At 72.2% G+C, this 19781-nt stretch carries 14 protein-coding genes; 8 read left to right on the top strand and 6 right to left on the bottom strand.

All coding sequences use genetic code 11. The features are described 5' to 3' along the window. Positions 1-43: 43 nt before the first annotated feature. Together ACH4NX_RS03075 and ACH4NX_RS03080 are read right to left on the bottom strand one after the other, a co-directional pair. Complete coding sequence (locus ACH4NX_RS03075) at positions 44-2047, bottom strand: CocE/NonD family hydrolase (RefSeq protein ID WP_398127442.1); 2004 nt, start codon at positions 2045-2047, stop codon at positions 44-46. A gap of 26 nt (positions 2048-2073) precedes the next feature. Then, positions 2074-3579 carry a peptide MFS transporter gene (locus tag ACH4NX_RS03080; RefSeq protein ID WP_398127443.1) on the bottom strand — a complete coding sequence of 502 codons (1506 nt, stop codon included), beginning with the start codon at positions 3577-3579 and terminating at the stop codon, positions 2074-2076. A gap of 1056 nt (positions 3580-4635) precedes the next feature. Between ACH4NX_RS03080 and ACH4NX_RS03085 the strand changes: the two genes are divergently transcribed. The 6 genes from ACH4NX_RS03085 (at position 4636) to ACH4NX_RS03110 (ending at position 13089) form a co-directional block, all read left to right on the top strand. Beyond that, positions 4636-5874, top strand: coding sequence for a histidine kinase (locus ACH4NX_RS03085; RefSeq protein WP_351394025.1), 1239 nt, complete (start codon positions 4636-4638; stop codon positions 5872-5874). Beyond that, complete coding sequence (locus tag ACH4NX_RS03090) at positions 5871-6545, top strand: response regulator transcription factor (RefSeq protein ID WP_351394028.1); 675 nt, start codon at positions 5871-5873, stop codon at positions 6543-6545. The genes ACH4NX_RS03085 and ACH4NX_RS03090 overlap by 4 nt, the downstream gene beginning before the upstream one ends. Positions 6546-6884: 339 nt before the next feature. Beyond that, positions 6885-7748, top strand: a complete 864-nt coding sequence (locus tag ACH4NX_RS03095) for an ABC transporter ATP-binding protein (RefSeq protein ID WP_351394029.1) — start codon at positions 6885-6887, stop codon at positions 7746-7748. Continuing rightward, positions 7745-10288, top strand: a complete 2544-nt coding sequence (locus tag ACH4NX_RS03100) for an FtsX-like permease family protein (protein ID WP_398127444.1) — start codon at positions 7745-7747, stop codon at positions 10286-10288. The genes ACH4NX_RS03095 and ACH4NX_RS03100 overlap by 4 nt, the downstream gene beginning before the upstream one ends. A 183-nt stretch (positions 10289-10471) precedes the next feature. Further along, positions 10472-11869 (top strand): MFS transporter, encoded by a 1398-nt coding sequence (locus ACH4NX_RS03105; RefSeq protein WP_398127445.1) that lies wholly within the window; start codon positions 10472-10474, stop codon positions 11867-11869. Next, entirely contained in the window at positions 11866-13089 is a 1224-nt protein-coding gene (locus ACH4NX_RS03110) for an FAD-dependent monooxygenase (protein ID WP_351394034.1), read from the top strand. Before ACH4NX_RS03105 ends, ACH4NX_RS03110 begins: the two co-directional genes overlap by 4 nt. 162 nt (positions 13090-13251) lie before the next feature. On the opposite strand, the gene ACH4NX_RS03115 is transcribed toward ACH4NX_RS03110, so the two are convergent. Beyond that, positions 13252-14757: a carboxylesterase/lipase family protein gene (locus ACH4NX_RS03115; protein WP_398127446.1), complete on the bottom strand. Its 1506-nt coding sequence runs from the start codon at positions 14755-14757 to the stop codon at positions 13252-13254. Between the two features lie 151 nt (positions 14758-14908). Continuing rightward, positions 14909-15700, bottom strand: coding sequence for a class I SAM-dependent methyltransferase (locus ACH4NX_RS03120; RefSeq protein ID WP_351394038.1), 792 nt, complete (start codon positions 15698-15700; stop codon positions 14909-14911). 204 nt (positions 15701-15904) lie between these two features. On the opposite strand from ACH4NX_RS03120, the gene ACH4NX_RS03125 reads away from it, so the two are divergent. Further along, complete coding sequence (locus ACH4NX_RS03125; protein ID WP_351394040.1) at positions 15905-17182, top strand: histidine kinase; 1278 nt, start codon at positions 15905-15907, stop codon at positions 17180-17182. After that, a complete protein-coding gene (locus ACH4NX_RS03130; protein WP_351394042.1) occupies positions 17176-17832 on the top strand; it encodes a response regulator transcription factor in 657 nt (218 codons plus the stop codon). Before ACH4NX_RS03125 ends, ACH4NX_RS03130 begins: the two co-directional genes overlap by 7 nt. 4 nt (positions 17833-17836) lie before the next feature. Here the strand turns inward: ACH4NX_RS03130 and ACH4NX_RS03135 are convergent, their stop codons facing one another. Together ACH4NX_RS03135 and ACH4NX_RS03140 are read right to left on the bottom strand one after the other, a co-directional pair. After that, a complete protein-coding gene (locus ACH4NX_RS03135) occupies positions 17837-18571 on the bottom strand; it encodes a D-Ala-D-Ala carboxypeptidase family metallohydrolase (protein WP_351394044.1) in 735 nt (244 codons plus the stop codon). A gap of 247 nt (positions 18572-18818) precedes the next feature. Further along, the gene (locus ACH4NX_RS03140; RefSeq protein WP_398127447.1) at positions 18819-19622 is read right to left on the bottom strand and encodes an SAM-dependent methyltransferase; all 804 of its coding nucleotides are present in this window, start codon (positions 19620-19622) and stop codon (positions 18819-18821) included. Between the last annotated feature and the right edge of the window lie 159 nt (positions 19623-19781).

Raw genomic sequence — 19781 nt, forward strand, 5'->3', positions numbered from 1 at the left:
ACGCCCGTACCGCGCCCCATGGCCGCGAGGCGCGAGGGCGCGCTCAGCGAGCGGCTCGGGGGATGCGCCTCTCCCAGGTGCGGTGGAAGACGACGTCCTCGCCGTCACGGCACACCACCTCGTTCGACGTGACGAAGTCGTCGGCGTCGCAGGTGATCTCCGACCGGGTCTCGACCCGCACGTCCCAGTCACGCTCCGGGCGGCGCAGACGGACGCTCCAGTCGGACCGGGCCCGCGCCGACAGCGGGTCGTCCTCCCGGATGGTGTAGGTCTCCAGCGCGTCCTCGGCGAACTCCAGGCCGTCCGGGTACACGCGGGTCCCGCCGTAGCGCGGGTCCACCTCCAGCCGCCACTCGCCCTTGGCCACGTCACGCACCACGAGCCGCTCCGGGCGTTCCTCCTGCGAGGTCGCCGGCACGGTCACGCGCAACGGCTCGGACTGCTCGGGAGGCTCGAAGCGGACACCGGTGTCCTCGGGGTGTTCACCGGCTTCGCGAACCGGCAGTTCGAGTGCGGAGCCGGCCGGTTCCAGAACGAAACCGTCGGAGCCCGCCTGCGGCCAGATCCACGGCCAGTACGCGGACGAGACGGCGAGACGGATGCGGTGTCCGGCCGGAAAGGTGTGGCCGATGCCGTTGAGCTGGAAGGTCACCGTCTCCGTGGCCCCGGCAGGCCAGGGCACGTTGCGGTCGCGGCCCTGTCGCGCCGCGAGGTTGAGGGCGCCGCGGGTCACCAGGGTCGAGGATCCGTCCGGCGCGACGTCGCAGAGCCGGGCGACGGCCTGCCCGTACGGTACGTCCATCCGAAGGCGCAGGGTCACCTCGGGACGTCCGAGGATCTCGACGGGACCGTCGGTGACGGGAAAGTCGAAGCACGCCGAGCGGGCGTCCTCCTCGCGCTGGTCGGGCGGCAGGTCGGCGTCGTTGCCGAAGGGGAAGAACCGTCCGGCGTCGACGCCGGTGTGCTGGGGGGAGCGTACGACGACCGGGTCGCCCCCGAGGGCGTGGGTCGTGGGTGCGGTGTACGGCGACGGCCAGGCCGGGTCGCCGGCCCAGCGGCCCGGCAGTTCGGGGTAGACGGTGGCCGGCGGGTGGGACTCGCTGATCCAGGAGCGGAGCAGCGGTTCGTCCATGACGCCGGTGTCCTCGCCCTTCAGGTGGTGGTCCCACCAGCGCAGCGTCTCCTGGAGGAAGCCGATCGGCGGTCCCGGCGGCAGTCCGCGGTCCGGGTACTGGTGGGACCAGGGCCCGATCAGACCCCGGACCCGCTCGTTCGGGAGGTGTTCCACGAGCCGGAGCACGGTGTCGCGGTACGGGTCGTGCCAGCCGCCCACGGCGAGGACGGCGGCGTCGACGGCGGAGTAGTCCTCGCAGACGCTGCCGTGCTTCCAGTAGTCGTCGCGGAGCTGGTGGGCGAGCCAGGTGTGGATGAACGGGTCGACGGCCTCCAGCCGGCGCAGCCACATCTCCCGCCACTCCGGCCCGGCGTATTCCGGGTCCGGCGGACGGCAGACGAACGCGAGCATGGTGGCGGCCCAGGCGTGCATGTCGACACCGAGCACCGAGCCGCCCATGTAGTGCACGTCGTTGTCGTACCGGTCGTCAGCCGAACAGACGGTGACGACGGCCTTCAGCGGTTCGGGGGCGAGCGCGGCGATCTGGAGCGAGTTGAAGCCGCCCCAGGAGATGCCGAACATGCCCACCTTGCCGTTGCACCAGGGCTGCGCGGCCAGCCACTCGACGACCGCGACGCCGTCGGCCAGCTCGGTGGCGTCGTACTCGTCGCCCGGCAGCCCCTCGCTGTTGCCGTGCCCGCGCACGTCGACGCGGACGGAGGCGTAGCCGTGGCCCGCGTACCAGGGGTGGCGCTGGCTGTCGCGGGGCGCGGTCCAGTCGCTGAGCCGGTACGGCAGGTACTCCAGCAGGGCGGGGACCGGCTCGTCGGTGACCGGCCGCCAGATCCGCGCGTAGAGCCGGGTGCCGTCCGGCAGCGGGACGCGGATGTCGTCGTGGGTCGTCTCGTACGGGAAGTCTGTGCGCATGCGCATGGCGGTACCTTCCGGCGGGCCGGTGCTCAGTGGACGGGGTGCATCGTGCGCCGCAGCCACGGCGCGAGGGCTACGACGACCAGGCCGAGGACTACGGCGATGGCGCCGTTGACGCCGAAGTACATGGGGTGGGACACGTCGTCGTAGATCTTCACCACCTGGGCCTGGATGCCGTTGGCGAGGGCCAGGGAGAGGAACCACAGGGCCATGGTCTGGCTGGAGAACGCCTTCGGCGCCAGCTTGCTGCTGGCCGAGAGACCCGAGGTCTCCAGGAGCACGTCGCCGAGGCCGAGCAGCAGGTAGGAGCCGACGATCCACCAGGCGGCCATCCGGTAGTCGGTCCCGTCGTGGCCCGCGGTGGGAATCACCATCAGCAGAAACGACAGACCGCCGAGAATGACCCCGAACGCGATCTTGTTCGAGGCGTGCGGCTGGCGCCGGCCCATCCGCACCCATACGGCGGCGACCACGGGGGCCAGCGCCACCTCGAAGGCGCCGAGCGCGGAGGCGTACCAGCTGGAGGGGAAGTCGAAACCGAGGATGCTGGTGTCGGCGTTCGTCGAGGCGAGCAGCATCATCGTGGAGTACGCCTGGAAGAGGATGAAGTTGAAGACCACCGAGGCGAGGAAGAGGACGATGTAGGGCCGCAGCCGCCCGCGTTCCTCCGTGGTGACCCGGGGGCTGGTGAACATGATCCAGAAGTAGACGGCCGGCGCGATCACCGAGACGACCGTGAGGACGTCCACGAACCGGTCCATGGTGAGCCAGCCGGCGCCCGCGAGCACGCCGCACAGCGCGGCGAAGGCCAGGCTTCCGGCGACCATGAGCCACACGGCCCGTCGCATGGCCGCCGGGGCCAGTGCGAACTCGGCGGTGTGCTTGCGGCCGGCGAGGTGCCGCCGCCCGGCGATGTACTGGACGAGCCCCAGCGTCATCCCGAAGGCGGCCGCGGAGAAGCCCCAGTGCCAGCCCTGGTGCTCGCCGAGCCAGCCGGTGATCAGCGGCCCGGCGAAAGCGCCGATGTTGATGCCCATGTAGTACAGGGCGAAGCCGGCGTCGCGGCGGTCGTCGTCGGTGCGGTAGAGCTTGCCGACCATGGCGGCCACATTGGGTTTGAGCAGGCCGGTACCGGCGCTGATCAGGCCGAGACCCACCCAGGTCATGGCGGCGGTGGGGACGGCCATGGAGTAGTGGCCGAGGGCGATGAGGACGCCGCCCCACAGGACCGCCCGGTAGGAGCCGAGGATGCGGTCGGCGAGCCATCCGCCCGCGACGGAGACCAGGTAGACGAGGGTGCCGTAGGCGGCCGACACGGAGGCGGCGGTGCCCGCGTCCATGCCCAGGCCCTCGTTCGCCACCGAGTCGGCGAAGTACAGGACGAGGATCGCCTGCATGCCCAGGAACGAGAAACGCTCCCAGACCTCCAGGGCGGACAGCGTGAGCAGGCCCTTCGGCTGCCCGAAGAAGGCGCGGTCGTCCCGCGCCGGAGGCTGCTCGTCGTCGGCTGTCTCGGGATGAGCACGGTCTGTCATAGGTCCTGTCGCCGGTCGGGGATGGCTGGACCGCTGCACAGCGGAAATGGCGTGCACAGTGCCTGCCGACACCTTTGCGCGACGCTCACCGCGACATGACAGTCAGTCCCACGTCGCAGGTCAGGAGATCAGGGATCACCCGCACTTCGCAACTGCGTACGCCGCTGTCCCGTACGCACGCGGCCCGTGGTACACCGCGAACGGCAGCGCCGCACGAGCCGTTCGGGAGTCTCGGGTAACACGGCGACATGACGCCCCTGGCTCGCACGCCACCCCCTGCTGCGCGATCGGTCCAGGAGAGGGGCACCGGCGGCCGGTCCCCGCGGGCACAATGACCGGCTCGGCTTGCTTACTCCAAGTAACAAGACCAGAGTTGATCTCCGCACCTCACGCGACTACTTGAGGCAGCCCGCCCTCCCCATGTGTCCGTGGTCCTGACACCCGGACGACCAACAGGAAGCCGAATGAATCCGTCGTACGACCGCCTCGAGCAGGCGCGCGAAGACTACGAACACCACCTGCGGACCTGTCGTCAGTGCGAGGCGGACGGTGCGAGGTGCCCCGCGGCCAAACACCTGAGACGCCTGTACAACAACCTTCTCAGATCGACGCGACCACGAACGTCGAGCGCGGGCCACGCGGGCCGGCCGGCGAGGGGTGGTCCGGCCGGGTGACGCGAGGTCCGGGCCGTCCGCTCCTGTCCATCGGCACGAGTGGCACAGCGCCCGGACCGACGACCGGCACGTCCACGCCGTTCCGCCCGTGCCGTCACCGGAGCGACAGTACCGGGGGTGAGGCGAGCAGCCGGGCAGCACCGTGGGGGGCGGTGACTGCCTGTGCGCGGCAGCGGCTCGTCCGGGGACGATGAGCGCGCCGACGTCTGTCCGGTCGACGCCGCCGCGGGATCGGCCGGCAAACGCGGAAGGTGCGCGGAGCCGCCCACCGTCGGCCGTCGACGATATGCGCCGCCGCCGCGACCGGTGGCTGAGGCCGCGCCGATTCCGCCTCACCGTCCGCGTGTCCTGACCCCGTCCCGTCGCACATAGGCTGGTGCTCATGACCTCAGTGAGGGAGGGACGCCCCCGCGCGCTGTTCGCGGGGGCTTCGCGCAGGTGGGTGCGGCTGCTGCCGTGGGGAGTGGCGTTCGTGCTGTGCGTCGCCCTGCTGCCCACCACCATCCGGGTGCTCAGCGTCGACTACGGAATGCACGCGGGCGTCGCGAGCGCCCTGGCGGTCGCGCAGAGCGCGCCGCTGCTGCTCGCCGTTCTCCGACCGCTGCAGGCCTGGTGCGTGATCTTCGCCGCGGACGTGGCCGGAGCGCTCGCCCTGCGCGCCGTCGACTTCGAAGAACGGCTCCTGTGGCCTTTCCCGCCGATGGAGATCGTCGGGTACGTCGGCCTCTGCCTCGCGCTCGGCCTGCGCGAGCGGCGCCGGACACTGCTGCTGGTGTGGCTTGCGACGGCGGTCGCGGGCATCGGCCTGGAGTTCGTCGTGCCCCACGGCACGAACAGCAACAGCACGGTACTCACCATGCTCAGCGGCATCACCCTCGTGGTCGCCGGTGCGCTGCGCGAGCGGCACGAGGTGCAGCGCAGGCTGGCCGAGCAGGAGACGATCAGCGAGGCCGAGCGCGGCCGGCGGACGCTGCTGGAGGAACGGGCCCGGATCGCGCGCGAGCTGCACGACGTGGTGGCGCACCACATGTCCGTCATCACGGTGCAGGCGGACACCGCGGAGTACCGACTCGACCGGCTGCCGCCGAAGGTGCGGGAGGAGTTCACGTCCATCGCGGCGACCGCCCGCGCGTCGCTCGGTGAGATGCGCAGGCTCCTGGGGGTCCTGCGCAACGAGGAGACGCATGGCGAGCTGGCACCCCAGCCGGGCCTGACGCAGATCGCGCGGCTGGCGGAAGCGACGGCGAGGGCCGGCGGACCGGTGGAGTTCACTCCCTGCGACGCCGACGTGCCCGAGGCGGTGGGCCTGTCCGCGTACCGCATCGTCCAGGAGGCTCTCGCGAACGTCGTCCGGCACGCACCGGGTGCGCGGACGCAGGTGTCGCTCTCGGTGGCGGAGCCCGTTTCGCAGGACGGCGCGCGGCTCACCGTCCTGGTGGTCAACGGCCCGCCGCCGAAGCCGCCCGCCGCACCGCTCGAGGCGGGCGGCACCGGGCACGGTCTCGTCGGCATGCGTGAACGGGTACGGCTCGCCGGCGGCACCCTCGACGCGGGGCCGCTGCCGGACGGCGGCTTCCGGGTCGTCGCACAACTCCCACTGAGTGAAGAGGACCCCACGTGACCACGCGTGTCATCGTCGTCGACGACCAGGCCATGGTGCGAGCCGGTTTCGCCGCGCTGCTGGCCGCCCAGAGCGACATCGACGTGGTGGGCGAGGCCCCCGACGGCGCCCAGGGTGTCGAGCTGAGCCGGCGCACCCATCCCGACGTCGTGCTGATGGACGTCCGCATGCCCGAGATGGACGGACTGGAGGCCGCGCGCCGCCTCCTGACGCCGCCGCCGGGTGTGACGCACCGGCCGCGCGTCCTGATGCTCACCACCTTCGACGTCGACGACTACGTCTACGAGGCGCTACGGGCGGGCGCGAGCGGATTCCTGCTCAAGGACGCGCCACCGGCCGACCTCATCGCGGCGGTACGCGTCGTGGCCTCGGGCGACGCGCTGCTCGCCCCTTCCGTGACCCGCCGCCTCATCGCGGACTTCGCCAGGCAGCGGCCCGTGACCCGGGGCAAGCCGGCGTCGCGGCTCAAGGGCCTGACCGAACGCGAGACCGAGGTCCTCACGCTGGTGGCCCGCGGCCGGTCGAACGGGGAGATCGCGGCGACGCTGGTGCTCGCCGAGCAGACGGTGAAGACGCACGTGAGCCGCGTCCTCACCAAACTCGACCTGCGCGACCGCGCCCAGGCGGTGGTCTTCGCGTACGAATCGGGACTGGTGGCCCCGGGCGAATGACACACCCCCGTCGGGGCGGCCGGCGAGGACGAAGGCCCCGTCCCGCGCCGAAGGGCGGTCGGGCCCCGCCACCGCGGGCGTGGCGTGCGAGTGTACATCGTCCCGTTGCCCCCGCAGCCGCCCCGTGCGCCGGGTCCGGGCGTGGTCCCGGCGAGGAAGCCGCTCCGCCGCCGCGGGGCGTCGGGTGGCCACCGGCCGGGGGAGGGGCCCGGGTCCTGTCCTCCCCCACCCCCTACCGTGGTAGCACCTCCACATTGGCTCCCGGGTATGACGCCCGGCGCGCAGCCGTCCCCGCACTCTTCACCCGTCACAGAAACGCACGTGTGAGGGAGACGGGACATGAGGCTACGCAGCGGCAAGCGGACGAAGGCGGACGACCGGACGAAGGCGGACAACCCGCTGGAGGCGGACGACCGGCCCGAGGCCCGGGCCGCCACGCCCGGTCTCGCCGTCGAGCTGCGCGGTGTCCGGCGCCAGTACGGCCGCGGAGCGGGCACCGTACACGCACTGGCGGGCATCGACCTCGCCCTCCCGCGCGGCACGTTCACCGCCGTCATGGGCCCCTCCGGGTCCGGCAAGTCCACGTTCCTGCAGTGCGCCGCCGGCCTCGACCGGCCGTCGGCCGGCTCCGTGCGCCTCGGCGGTACGGAGATCACCGGCATGAGCGAGAACGAACTCACCGAACTGCGCCGCAGCCGTCTCGGCTTCGTCTTCCAGGCCTTCAACCTGCTGCCCTCCCTCACCGCGGAGCAGAACGTACTGCTGCCCGTGCGCCTGGCCGGCAAGCGCCAGGACCGGCGCCGGGCGCAGACGGTGCTCGCACAGGTCGGGCTCGCCGACAAGGCCAAGCGCCGGCCCGGCGAACTCTCCGGCGGCCAGCAGCAACGCGTGGCCGTCGCCCGCGCCCTGGTCACCAGCCCGGACGTGATCTTCGCCGACGAGCCGACCGGTGCCCTCGACACGGGCACCGCCACCGAGGTCCTCGGCCTGCTCCGGCACGCGGTGGACACCCTCGGCGCCACCGTCGTCATGGTCACCCACGACCCGGCCGCGGCCGCCTGGGCCGACCGCGTGCTGTTCCTCACCGACGGCGCCTTCTCCGACCACCTCGAGCACGGTTCGGCCGAGCGGATCGCGGCACGGATGGCCGTGCTCACCTCCCGTACCTCCCGCGCGGGCGCGATGGCGGGTGTGGCGGCATGAGGCGCCCCAACGGACTCGCCCGTGAGGCCGTCCGCTTCAAGCCCGCATCCTTCGCGGGAACCTTCCTCGCGCTGCTGATGGCCGCGCTGATCGTCTCGGCCTGCGGAATCCTGCTCGAGACCAGTCTGCGCGCGTCGGTGCCGCCGCAACGGTACGCGCGGGCGCCCGTCGTCGCGGCGGCGGACCAGTACGAGTACGTCGTCACGGGCAGCGGCGAAGACCGCGAGAAGGAGGCGGTTCCGCTGCCCGACACCGCACGGGTGGACGCCGGGCTGGCGGCGAAGGCCGCGAAGGCGCCGGGTGCGGCCACCGCCGTCCCGGACTTCACCTTCCCGGTGCGCGCGGCGGACGGCGGCGCGGACCTGGGCGCACGCGAACTCCCCGTTCCTGGCGGGGTGCTCACCGCGCACGGATGGGGCTCGCACACCTTCACCGGCACCGCGTTGACCACCGGTTCCGCGCCCCGCGAGGGCGAAGTCGTGCTCGACGCGCTCACGGCCCGCGCCGCGAAGGCCGCTGTCGGCGACACCGTCGCGCTGCGGACCGCCGCCGGGCAGCGGGACTTCGGCGTCGCGGGCGTGGCCGAAGCCGGAGCCGCGGACACCGCCCGGAACACGGGCGCCGCGGGAGCCGTCGCCTGGTTCGCCGACGCCCAGGCTCCCACGCTCGCCGGACACCCCGGCAAGGCGGACGCCATCGTCGTGCTGGGGAAGGACGGCACCGATGCCGACGCCCTGGCCGGCTCGGTGAAGAAGGCTCTGACCGGCTCCGGCGCCCAGGTGCACACCGGTGACGACCGCGGTGCCGTCGAAGACCCCGGCCTCGGCCACGCCAAGCAGACGCTCTTCGGAATCGGCGGCTCCTTCGGTGGCATCGCCGCCGTCGTCGCGGTCTTCACCGCCGCCGGAACCGTCGCGCTGTCGGTCGGTCAGCGAGCCCGCGAATTCGCGCTGCTGCGCGCCGTCGGCGCCACCCCGCGGCAGATCCGCCGCGCGGTCGCCTCCGAAGCACTGCTCGTCGCGCCGCTCGCCGGGATCGCCGGGTGCCTGCCCGGCATCGGGCTCGCGCACTGGTGGTTCGGGCAGCTTCAGGACCGCGGCGCCGTCCCGCAGGCGGTGGACCCGCACGTCTCCGGACTCCCGCTGCTCGCCGCCGTCGGCGTGGGGCTGCTCACCGCGCTCGGCGCCGGCTGGGCGGCCGGGCGCCGGCCCGCGAAGATCAAGCCGGGCCAGGCGCTGTCGGAGGCGTCGGTGGAGCGGCTGCGGCCCGGCCTGGTCCGTACCGTCCTCGGCGCAGGCGCTCTCGTCTCAGGCGCGGTCCTCACCGGCGTGTCCGCCCGCTCCGCCGGCGCAGACGCGGCCGGCGCCGCCCTCGGCGTCGTCATGTGCTTCATGCTCGCCGTCGGGCTGCTGGGCCCGCTGGTGGCGCGGCTGTGCGCGGGCCTGTTCGGCCTCCCGCTGCGCGGGGCGGGCCCGGCGGCCCAGCTCGCGGCCGCCAACTCCCGTACCAACGCCCGCCGCCTCGCCTCCGCGATCACCCCGATCGTGCTCGCCATGGCCTTCGCCTCGACGCTCGTCTTCATGCACACGAGCGAGACCCACGCCGCCGACAAGCAGCTGCGCGCGGGCATCACCGCGGACCACGTGGTCACCGACCCGGCGGGGCTCCCGGTGGACGCGGCGGCGCGGGCCTCCCGCGCGCCGGGTGTGGAGGCGGCCGTCGGCCTGCTGAACACCCAGGTGCTGGTGCCGGTCGGTTCCGGGGAGTTCAAGTCGTTGCAGGGCGCGGCGACCCAGGGCGTCACCGGCTCCGGCGCCGAGCTCGCGAAGGTGCAGGACCTGGACGTACGAGAGGGCAGCCTCGACCAGCTCGGCAAGGGCCGTATCGCCGTCGACAAGACCCTGGCGAACTCGGCGGACGCCGGCGTCGGCGACCGGCTTCCGCTCTTCCTCCCCGACGGCACCGAGGCCCGTCCCGAGATCGTCGCGGTCTACGGCCGCGGCCTCGGTCTGGCCACGGTGACCATGGACCGGGCGTCTCTCACCGGGCACGTCACCTCGGGCTTCGACAGCACCCTGCTCGTACGGGGCGGCTCGGAGAAGCCGCTCACCGCCCTTGGCAAGGTCACCGACGCCTCCGGCTACGCCACCGAGCGGAGCCTCGACGCGCGGCTGGGTGCCTGGATGAACAACACGATGGCCGCGGTCCTCGGCGGCTTCGCCGCCGTCGCCGCGGTCAACACCCTGGTGATGACGGTCCTGGACCGCCGCCGCGAGCTGGGCACGCTGCGGCTCGTCGGCTCCACCCGGCGTCAGGTGCTGACGATGCTTCGCTGGGAGGGCCTGCTGGTCTCCGCGGTGGGCGTGGTCCTCGGCTCCGCGATCGCCGCGGCCACGCTGATCCCCATGATGAGCGGCACGACCGGCGAGGCGCCGTACGTGCCCCCGCTGGTGTACGGATCCTTCGTGGCCGCCGCCGGCGGCCTGGCCCTGCTCGCGGTCACGCTGCCGGCCCGCGCGGCGCTGCGCCGCTGGTCGTAGCGCGTACGCAGGAGGCGGGAGCCGGCATCACATCGGCTCCCGCCCGTACGACCTCTCGGACCGCGGGCTTCGAAGCAGCGAGCACGTCGCGCCCCGGTCACCCTGGCCCGCACCCGGCGAGGCGGCACGGCCACGCGTACGACAGCCCCGCCGCTCTCCCGGGCAATGACGGAAAGGACGTCCATGACCACAGCACCGGCACCCCCGGCCCGCATCGGGAAGGCCGCTGTCGGGGCCCTCGGCATACTGGCGCTCTCCACCGGCGCACTGGAGTCGGTGGTGACGCCGACGCTCCCGCTCCTGCAACGCGAGCTGGACATGAGTCCGGCCGAGGGGGCGCTCCTGAGCATCGTGCTCCTCATCACCGGCGCGCTCATCACACCGCTCGCGGGCAAGCTGGGCGACCGCTACGGCGGAAAGCGAGTCCTGGTCCAGCTGATGGCCGTGGTCTCGGCAGGTGGCCTGGTCTCCGCCCTGGCACCGAGCCTTCCGGTGCTGCTGCTCGGTCAGATACTTCAGGGGGCGATGGTGGGCGCGCTGCCCCTGTCGTTCATCGTGGTGCGCAAACACCTCCCCGCGGGCGAGTCGAAGGTGGCCATCGGGGCGGTCAGCGGGATGTTCGTGGGGGGCTCGATGGCGGGAATGCTGTCGGCCGGTCCCGTGGCGGAACAGCTCTCCCGGCACTGGATGTTCGCGCTGCCGACGATCGCGGTGATCGGGTCCACACTGCTGGTGAACAGGCTGATGCCGTCCGATCGGCCGGGCCGGCCGGACGGTGCCGGAATCGACTGGCCCGGCCTGGCTCTTCTGAGCGGGACGCTGATCACGCTCATGCTCGTGCTCGCCCTGGCGCCCGAGGCCGGCTCGCGGCCACTCGTGCTCGGCGCCCTCGTCCTGGTCCTGGCCGCCTTCGTGACCGGATGGACAGCCGTTGAGCGTCGTGCCGCCGCGCCGATGATCGATCTGCGCATGCTGGCACGGCCTGTGATGTGGAAGTCGTGTGTGCTGACGTTCGTGATCTGCCTCGGTACCTCGATGGGGGTCTATCTCGTCCCCCAGCTGCTCGACGTGTCCGGCGACGGATACGGTTTCGGCATCGGAGCCACCGGGATCGGCGTCATCCTCCTGCCCGGCGCCGTGGCCGCGTCGCTGGCCGGGCCGGTCGGCGGGATCGGGGAACGGCGTTTCGGCTCGCGTGCCGTCGTCACGGCCGGGGTCGTCATCATGGCCGCCGCTCTGCTCGCCCTGTCGGCCGCGCACACCGAGGTCTGGCACATCGTCGTCGGCAAGGCGCTGATCGCGCTGGCCAACGGTCTGTGCGTCACCGCGTTGGTGACCGGCATCGCCACCGCCGTCGACGAAGGAGACACCGGCATCGCCACCAGCCTGGTCCTGGTGACTCGCGTGATCGGCTACGCGGTGGGCGGGCAGGTCGGCGGTGCGCTCCTCACCGCGGGGACCCCTTCGGGATCGGACGTCCCGGCCGAATCGGCCTTCGTCAGCGGCTTCCTCATCGCCGGTGTCATCACGGCGCTGTCCCTGCTTGTCGTCCGCACCATGAACAAAGGAGTCGAAGAATGACCCGCACCGATCAGCCGACGGAAATCCGCAGTACGCCCAGGCGCAAGGTCCTGATATCCGGGGCCGGCATCGCGGGCTCCGCCCTCGCGTTCTGGCTGAACCACTACGGATACGCGGTCACGGTGGTGGAGAAGGCACCCACGCCACGCAGCGGTGGCTACCCCGTCGACGTCCGCGGCACCGCACTGGAGGTGGTCCGAAGGATGGGGATCCTGCCGCGGCTGCGGGAGGCGCACGTCGACCTGCGCCGGCTGACCTTCCTCGCCGGGGACGGCAGCGAGGTCGCCTCGCTGCACCCCCACTCCGTCACCGGCGGTGTCGCGGGACGGGACCTGGAGGTGCGGCGCGGGGACCTGACCGACGTTCTCCACGGGGCGGTCCGTGACGACGTGGAGTTCTTGTTCGACGACTCCATCGACACCCTCGACCAGTCCGGACACGGGGTCGACGTCACCTTCCGCGGAGGCGGCAGCCGTACGTTCGACATGGTGTTCGGTGCGGACGGCACCCACTCGCGTACCCGGGAGCAGCTGTTCGGCCCCGAAGAGCGGTTCCACCGGTACCTCGGCTACTGCTTCGCCGTGTTCACCATGCGCAACGCCTTCGGCCTCTCCCACGAGACCATGATGTGGAACACCCCGGGCAGGGCCGCGGCACTCTACGCGGTGGGGGACGACGACGAGGTGCACGCTTTCCTGAACTTCGCACACCCGGAACCGCCGTTCGACGCGTTCCGGAACCCGTCAGCCCAACGGCCCCTGATCGCCGCGACCTTCGCCGACGCGGGATGGGAGGTCCCGGGCATCCTCGCCGCCCTGCGCGACGCGGACGACCTGTTCTTCGACGGGGTCAGCCAGATCCGCATGCCCCGCTGGTCCAGCGGCAGGGTCGCACTGGTGGGCGACGCCGCGTACGCGCCCTCGTTCCTCACCGGACAGGGCACCAGCCTCGCCCTCGTCGGCGCGTACATGCTCGCCGGCTCCCTGGCCGACCGCGACCACGCCGCGGGTTTCGCCGCCTACGAACACCATCTGCGTGAGTTCGTGACCGCGAATCAGGAGCTGGTCGGCGAGGCCGATGCCGCACTCTTCCCGACCACCGCCGTGGCACTGGAGCGGCGCAACGACAGGCTGCGCGGTCTCAGCGCCGTACCCTCCCCGGAGGGGCGACCGGCCCATTCGGCCCTCACCCTGCCCCAGTTCACGTCCCTGACGTCGTAGAGCTCCGGCACCTCGTCGAACACCCGGCCGAGGGCCTGTCGAGATTCGGGGGCGTCTTCGCGTCGTCGGCCACCAACGAACAAGCTGGAGGGCTCGTCGGGGAAGACACCCCTGGGCTGGGGTGGCAGCCGCCGACGCGCCGCCGCCGGTGGTTCGAGCAGTTCACGGACACAGGAGTGGGAAGTCGGCCTCCGCCCAGAGAGCACGGACAGCGGTGGCCTTGTCATCGGCGGGTTCGCCGTCGGCGCTCCACACCTTGGCCCGGGCGGGGGAGTCCTTGACCGATGGCCAGCCCGGGTCCCCGGTGGCGGCGAAGTCGGCCCACGCGCGCACCATGCGGCGTGCCAGCCCGTGGTCCGCGGGTGTCGGTGCTCCGCCGATGAGGAAGGCCAGGCAGTCGGTGTCGAGGTTGCCGAAGGCGAACGGGATGTCCGCACAGTGCCAGGCCCGCACGGCACCGTCCGGGCCGCTGCGCCGGCGGTCGAAACGTGACAGGAAGGCCCGCCCGCCTGCTTCGGCGTGAAGCTCGGCGAGTCGGTTGCTGTACTCGCCGAACAACAGGTCCCCGAAGACGGCGAGGTAGACGTCGAGCACCGGGGCGTGCGGCATCGCGGCGCGGTAGCCGGCGACCAGGCCGTCGGGGAGACCGAAGTCCCCGGCGAAGCGAGTCAGCTGTTCCTCGGTGGTGACCTTCGCGCTGCTGCCGACGGCGTCGAGGAGCCAGTACTCCTCGGTGGTGTGGCAGACCAGCAGGTCCACGTCCCGGGCCGCACCGGACGCCATCCCCGTCAGGGGATCGGTGGGCAGGACGGCACCGTCGAGGACAGGCGCGTAGAGGGAGGGGTCGTAGTGGCGGGAGCCGGAGGCGGGGTCCCGCCGGTAGGCGCCGACCACCCGGTCGGAGGCGATGACCAGGGCCTGCGCGGACGCGGAGGCCAGGCCCTCGGCGGTGGCGGGGCAGCCCGCCGCCGCAGCGATCTCGCCAGTGGTCGCCGCGGCGGTCTCGAGCGTGTAGCAAGGACTGGCGGCGCTGTGGGCGATGGCACGGTGGAACAGGCCGCGGGCGCGGTCCATCACCATCAGACAGGCGATCGAAGCGGCCCCGGAGGACTGGCCGGCGACCGTGACGTTGCCGGGATCGCCACCGAACGCGGCGATGTTCTCCTGGACCCAGCGCAGGGCCGCGACCTGGTCGAGCAGACCGCGGTTGTCCGGGTAGGCGGTCGCTTCCGCGGCGGGGACGTGGCCGAAGCCTTCGAAGCCGATCCGGTAGTTGAGGGTGACCACGACCAGACCGGCACGGGCCAGCGCGGCGCCGTCGAAGTCGGGTTGGGCCGATGACCCGAAGGTGTAGGCGCCACCGTGGATCCAGACCAGGACGGGCAGACGGCCGCCCTCGGGGGCCGGCGTCCATATGTTGACGGTGAGGACGTCCTCGTCGTCGGGCGACCACACGGGTGCGCCGGGCAGCTCTGCCGACTGCGGGGCGACCGGCCCGAAGGCCGTGCAGTCCCGCACTCCGGTCCAGGCCCGCTCCGGGGAAGGTTCCCGGAACCGGCGGGCCCCGAACGGCGGGGCGGCATAGGGGACACCGAGGACGGCGACGACGTCGGCGCAGGCTCGGAACCCCTGGACCGAACCGCTCCTCGTCCTGAAGGTGTTGACCATCGGAAGACTGCCTCTCGTTGCACCCCGGATCGCCGAGGAGGACGGGGACCCAGCTTCGCATCGCGCGGCGCCCCTGGACCAACACCGAGATCATGCCGATTCACGCACCGGCGATGTCAGTCCTGTGCTCCCTGTCCGGGGCCGGGAGTGATCAGGAGACGTCCTGGGCATCGGGCCGGTGCGTCACACGGATCTTGGACTGCCCGTGGCCGAGGTCCTCCCAGTCGTCCATGAAGCGCGCCGTGAGGCCGTGCTCGGCGGCCAGGGCGATCAGCGTCTCGGTCCGGTAGTAGAAGTCCTCCCGCAGTACGTGGTGCTCCTCGCCCTCCGTCCGGTCGAAGGTGAAGTCGAACCAGCCACCCGGCGCCAGGACGCGGCCGATGTGCGCGAAGCACTCCTCGATCACCGGCAGTGGGGAGTGCGAGAAGACGCTGTGCGCGTGCACCACGTCGAAACGGCCCGCGGGCAGGAAGCCCAGGGTGAGACCGCGGACCGGTGTCAGCGCGGGCAGCCGGTCCTGGAGCCCCTGGGCCTGGAGGGTGTCCTGCGCGGCGACAAGGATGTCGGGGGAGATGTCGACACCGTAGTAGTGGCCGGCGTCGAGGTACTCGATGAAGCGCCAGCCCGCCCGCAGGTTGCCGCAGCCGATCTCCAGCATCCGGTGCTCCGGGCGCAGCCCGTGACGCAGCAGGTAGTCGAACTGCATCTGCCCCAGCGCGAGCCAGCGCTCCCGGCTGTGACTGCCCACCGCGGCGTCCGGGTCGCGGCGGGTGTCGGACCGCATGACCGCCCGGTAGTAGGCGACATGGTCCGGTGAGCGGTACCGCAGCCAGGTGTCGCGTGCGGTGCGGCGCAGGTGGCGTGGCACCCGGCCGGGGTGACGCAGAGCGTAGGACAGGCGGTGCGTGAGGGAGGCCCGGTTGGCTGTGAGGTTCTTGGACACGGCGGCTCTCGATCTCCGTAGGGGACGTGTCCCAGAAGTCTCACCGCTGAGCCTGCCCCGCCCCCCGGACGTGTGGCTGGTCAGAGGCACCCGCAGGACTATGCGGATGTCAGCTGAACGGATGATGTCCCTCATGGTGTGTACGTGTATGAGTGGTGGGACAGGGACCGGCGAGGCGATGGGGACACGGTGGAGCGAGACGGCATGAGGCCGGACCCCGACGCGCGATGGCTGACCGCCGCCCTGCACGTCGCCTTCCTGCTGCTGCTCGGCGGGGCGATCGCCCGGCTGCTGACCCACGGACCCGTCGACAGCGGCCGTACGGCGTTGACCCTCGTCCTGTTCCTCGCCTTCGGGGCGGTCTACCTGCTCGGGCTGTGGCGGGCGCCCGCGCCGCGGTACGGGGAGCGCCCAGCCACCCGGCATCTGCTCTGGCTGAGCGTGGTGTTCGCCGTCTGGGTGGTCCTGCTCGCCCTGGAACCGAGCGCCACGTGGTGCACGATGCCGCTGCTGTTCACCGGACTCCACCGGTTGCCGGTGCGGCTCGCGGTGCCGCTCGCCGCCGCGCTCGTCGCACTCGTGGTGATCTCCGAACTCCGCGTGCTCACCGGCCCCTTCAACCCCAACCTGGTGCTCGCCCCGGTCGCCCTCGGCACGGTCGCCACGGCCGTCCTGGTCGACAGCAGACAACTCGCCGCCCGGCAACGCCTGCTCATCGACGACCTGGTGCGCGCCCGCGGCGAACTGGCCGCCACCGAACGCCACGCCGGCATCCTGGCGGAGCGCCAACGCCTGTCGACGGAGATTCACGACATCCTCGCGCAGAGCCTGTCCAGCCAGCAGATGCTGCTCCAGGCCGCCGACCGCCGCTGGCACACCAGCCCGGACACCGCGCACGGCCATGTGCGCGAAGCCGCGGCGACCGCCGAGCGCGCACTCGCCGAGGTCCGCCGGTTCGTACGTGACCTGACGCCGCTGGACCTCGCCGAGAACACCCTCGTGCAGGCACTGCGCGCCCTTGCCGCGCCGGGCGGCGGACCGGATCCGGGTCCGGAGTCGGAGTCGGGGCCGGTGGTGGGACGGGGAGCGGCAGGGGGACCGGCCGTCGAGTTCCGACTGGACGGGGCCCCCGACGCCCCCGGCCCCGTGTCCGCGCCCGTCGAAGCGGCCCTGCTGCGGGTCGCCCAGCAGGCGCTGGCCAACGTACGGGAGCACGCCGGCGCCACCCGGGCCGTCGTCACCCTGACCTGTCTGGAGGATCGGATCACCGTGGACATCGCCGACGACGGGCGCGGCTTCGACACGCGCCGGCCTTCTGGCCGCGGCGGGGCCGCCACCCGCGGCCACGGACTTCCGGGCATGGCCATGAGAGCGCGGCAGGCGGGTGGGACGCTCGCCGTCGAGTCGGCGCCCGGTGACGGGACGGTGGTCACGATGTCGGTGCCGCTGGCCGTGCACGGCGCCGGAAGGCAGGCGTGGTGACCCCGGCCGCCGCTCCCGCGGTCCGCGTACTGCTCTGCGACGACCACGCCGTCGTACGCGCCGGACTGCGCGCCTTGCTGTCCAGTACCGACGGCATCGACGTGGCCGGTGAGGCGGGCAGCGGTGAGGAGGCCCTCGTGATGGCGGCGAGGCTGCGACCGCACGTGGTGCTCATGGACCTCCAGCTCGGCACCGGCATGGACGGGGTCGAGGCCACCAGCCGGCTGATCGCCCAGAGCGGGCCGGACGGGGCCGCCCCGCGGGTGCTGGTCCTCACGATGTTCGACACCGACGCCGACATAGCCCGCGCCGTGGCGGCGGGTGCCACGGGCTACCTGCTCAAGGCCGAGCGGCCGGAGCGGCTGTTCGAGGCCGTCCGGGACGCCGCCGCGGGACGCGCCGTGCTGTCGGGAGCGGTCACCGACCGGGTCGTCGCCCGCCTGCGCGTCCCCGGCCCGGCCCTCACCGCGCGGGAGCGTGACATCCTGAGCCGACTCTCCGAGGGACTGGGCAACCGGGAGATCGCCCGGGCCCTCTTCCTCAGCGAGGCCACGGTCAAGACTCATCTCGGCCGCGTCTACGCCAAGTTGGGCGTGCGGACCCGGGCGGGTGCGGTGGCGGCCGCGGCTCGCCACCGTCTGCTGCCGTGAGCGGTCAGATGCCGCAGGTGGGAGCCGACCAGTACGGTGACGGGTCGAAGGCCACGTGGGTGTGGTCGTTGTGGCCGGGGTAGCCCGGGCCGAGGATCTCCGAGAAGCCGTGTGTCCTGGACTGCTGGGCGAGCCGGCACAGGGACGGGGAGCCGACGAGGTCGGCCGCGTCGCCGTAGAGGTGGCGGCTGGTGGCGGAGCCGCCGACGGCGTTGTTGCACGCGCGAGAGCGGAAGCCGCTGGAGATGGTGATCGGGACGTCGCCGAGGGCGTGCCGCATTGCCTCGAGCTTCCACATGGTCTTGAGCGCGTTCGACTTGGCGGTGGCCGCGGAGACCGCGCCGCCGGACCAGTCGGAGTTGCACTTGTTGAGTTCGGCGTAACTGAAGTGGACGGGCGTGCAGTCGGCGTCCTGGAGAGCGTAGATCTTGCTGAAGGTCGCGGGTCCGGCGACCCCGTCCGCGCTCAGGCCGTACGCGGCCTGGAACTTCTTGACGGCGGCGGCGGTCCGCGCGCCGTACTGGCCGTCGTAGGAGAGCCGCTCGCCGGAGGTCACCCAGCCGGCGACCCGGACCTGGAGCTGGGTCACGTCGCCGCCGGAGGAGCCCTGGGAGAGTGTGCGGTTCCAGGTGTAGCAGGAGTCGGCGTGCGCGGTGCCGGTGGTGGCGCTCACCCCCACCACCGCAGCAGCCATGAGCATGACAAATGAGAGAAGCAGACGTGACACGCGTCTGAACATCCCGGCCTCCCGACCGTTGAGCCGACATCAACCGGAGCCCAGCGTGCGGCAACGGGCTACGCGCGTCAATGGCGCCCCGGGGAAGCGAGGATGACGCTTTCGCGTCCGGCGGTGACCACGAGTGCTGTGTTCGGCGGAGGCGGAGGCGGTGACACTCGCGGCGAGGCGGCGAGGCGGCGCGCTGGTCCCGCGACGCCGCCTCGCCCGGTGGCCGAGGCCTCCGGCCTGCCCCACCGGCCCGTCCCGCTCAGTTCTTGACCGCGACACCGCAGACGGAGACGTCGGCCGTGGCCTCCGCGGAGGTGCCGGCGTCCGGACGCCAGGCAGCCGTGGACACGACTCCCGGCTCCACCAGATCCAGCCCGGCGAAGAAGGAGGCGATCTCCTGAGGTGACCGCAGATGATAGGTGTTGGCCGACTGCCCGTTGTAGACCTCGACGGCGGTGTTGAGCGCCTCGTTGGTGTTCGTGCCGTCGCTCAGGGCGAGGTAGCTGCCCGGGGGCAGACCCGCCAGCAGCCGGTTCACCAGCTCCGCGGGGCGTTCGGCGTCGGAGATCTGCCCCATGATCCCCAGCATGGTCAGGGCGACGGGACGGCTGAGGTCCAGGGTCTTCGCTGCCTCGGTGAGGATCCGGTCGGGGTCCCTGACGTCGGCGTCGACGTAGGCGCAGGCGCCCTCGGCGCTGCTGGTGAGCAGGGCCTGCGCATGCACCAGGACGAGGGGGTCGTTGTCGACGTACACGATGCGGCTCTCCGGCGCGATGCGCTGGGCCAGCTCGTGCGTGTTGTCGGCGGTGGGCAGCCCGGTGCCGATGTCGAGGAACTGGCGGATGCCGGCCTCTTCCGACAGGTGGCGCACGGCACGCGCGAGGAACCGCCGTTGCACCCGGGCAACGGCGGCGAACTCCGGGAACGTCGTCAGGATGACGTCACCGGCCTCGCTGTCGACGGGGTAGTTGTCCTTGCCGCCCAGCAGGTAGTTCCAGACACGGGCGGAGTGCGGGCGATCGGTCTGCAGCCTGGCCCTGACTTCTTCACGCGGGTGGGTCATGGGGAAAGCTTCACACACAGATGAGCGCTCGGGGGACAAGTACAGTGGATCTTTCCCTGACTTCGGCCTTAGACCGGTCCGCCGATCCGCTCGACGTCCGAACCGGGCGGGCAGGCGCGGACGGGGCATTCGGGCCACATTCATTTCGCCTGTTTTCGG

This window comes from Streptomyces sp. NPDC017225, from assembly GCF_044331465.1.
Taxonomy (GTDB): Bacteria; Actinomycetota; Actinomycetes; order Streptomycetales; family Streptomycetaceae; genus Streptomyces.

Excerpts from the sequence above, each read along its gene's own strand:
- ACH4NX_RS03075 (WP_398127442.1), bottom strand. The coding sequence starts at position 2,047 with ATGCGCATGCGCACAGACTTCCCGTACGAGACGACCCACGACGACATC.
- ACH4NX_RS03110 (WP_351394034.1), top strand. The coding sequence starts at position 11,866 with ATGACCCGCACCGATCAGCCGACGGAAATCCGCAGTACGCCCAGGCGC.
- ACH4NX_RS03100 (WP_398127444.1), top strand. The coding sequence starts at position 7,745 with ATGAGGCGCCCCAACGGACTCGCCCGTGAGGCCGTCCGCTTCAAGCCC.
- ACH4NX_RS03105 (WP_398127445.1), top strand. The coding sequence starts at position 10,472 with ATGACCACAGCACCGGCACCCCCGGCCCGCATCGGGAAGGCCGCTGTC.
- ACH4NX_RS03140 (WP_398127447.1), bottom strand. The coding sequence starts at position 19,622 with ATGACCCACCCGCGTGAAGAAGTCAGGGCCAGGCTGCAGACCGATCGC.
- ACH4NX_RS03125 (WP_351394040.1), top strand. The coding sequence starts at position 15,905 with ATGAGGCCGGACCCCGACGCGCGATGGCTGACCGCCGCCCTGCACGTC.
- ACH4NX_RS03085 (WP_351394025.1), top strand. The coding sequence starts at position 4,636 with ATGACCTCAGTGAGGGAGGGACGCCCCCGCGCGCTGTTCGCGGGGGCT.
- ACH4NX_RS03115 (WP_398127446.1), bottom strand. The coding sequence starts at position 14,757 with ATGGTCAACACCTTCAGGACGAGGAGCGGTTCGGTCCAGGGGTTCCGA.
- ACH4NX_RS03095 (WP_351394029.1), top strand. The coding sequence starts at position 6,885 with ATGAGGCTACGCAGCGGCAAGCGGACGAAGGCGGACGACCGGACGAAG.
- ACH4NX_RS03080 (WP_398127443.1), bottom strand. The coding sequence starts at position 3,579 with ATGACAGACCGTGCTCATCCCGAGACAGCCGACGACGAGCAGCCTCCG.
- ACH4NX_RS03135 (WP_351394044.1), bottom strand. The coding sequence starts at position 18,571 with ATGTTCAGACGCGTGTCACGTCTGCTTCTCTCATTTGTCATGCTCATG.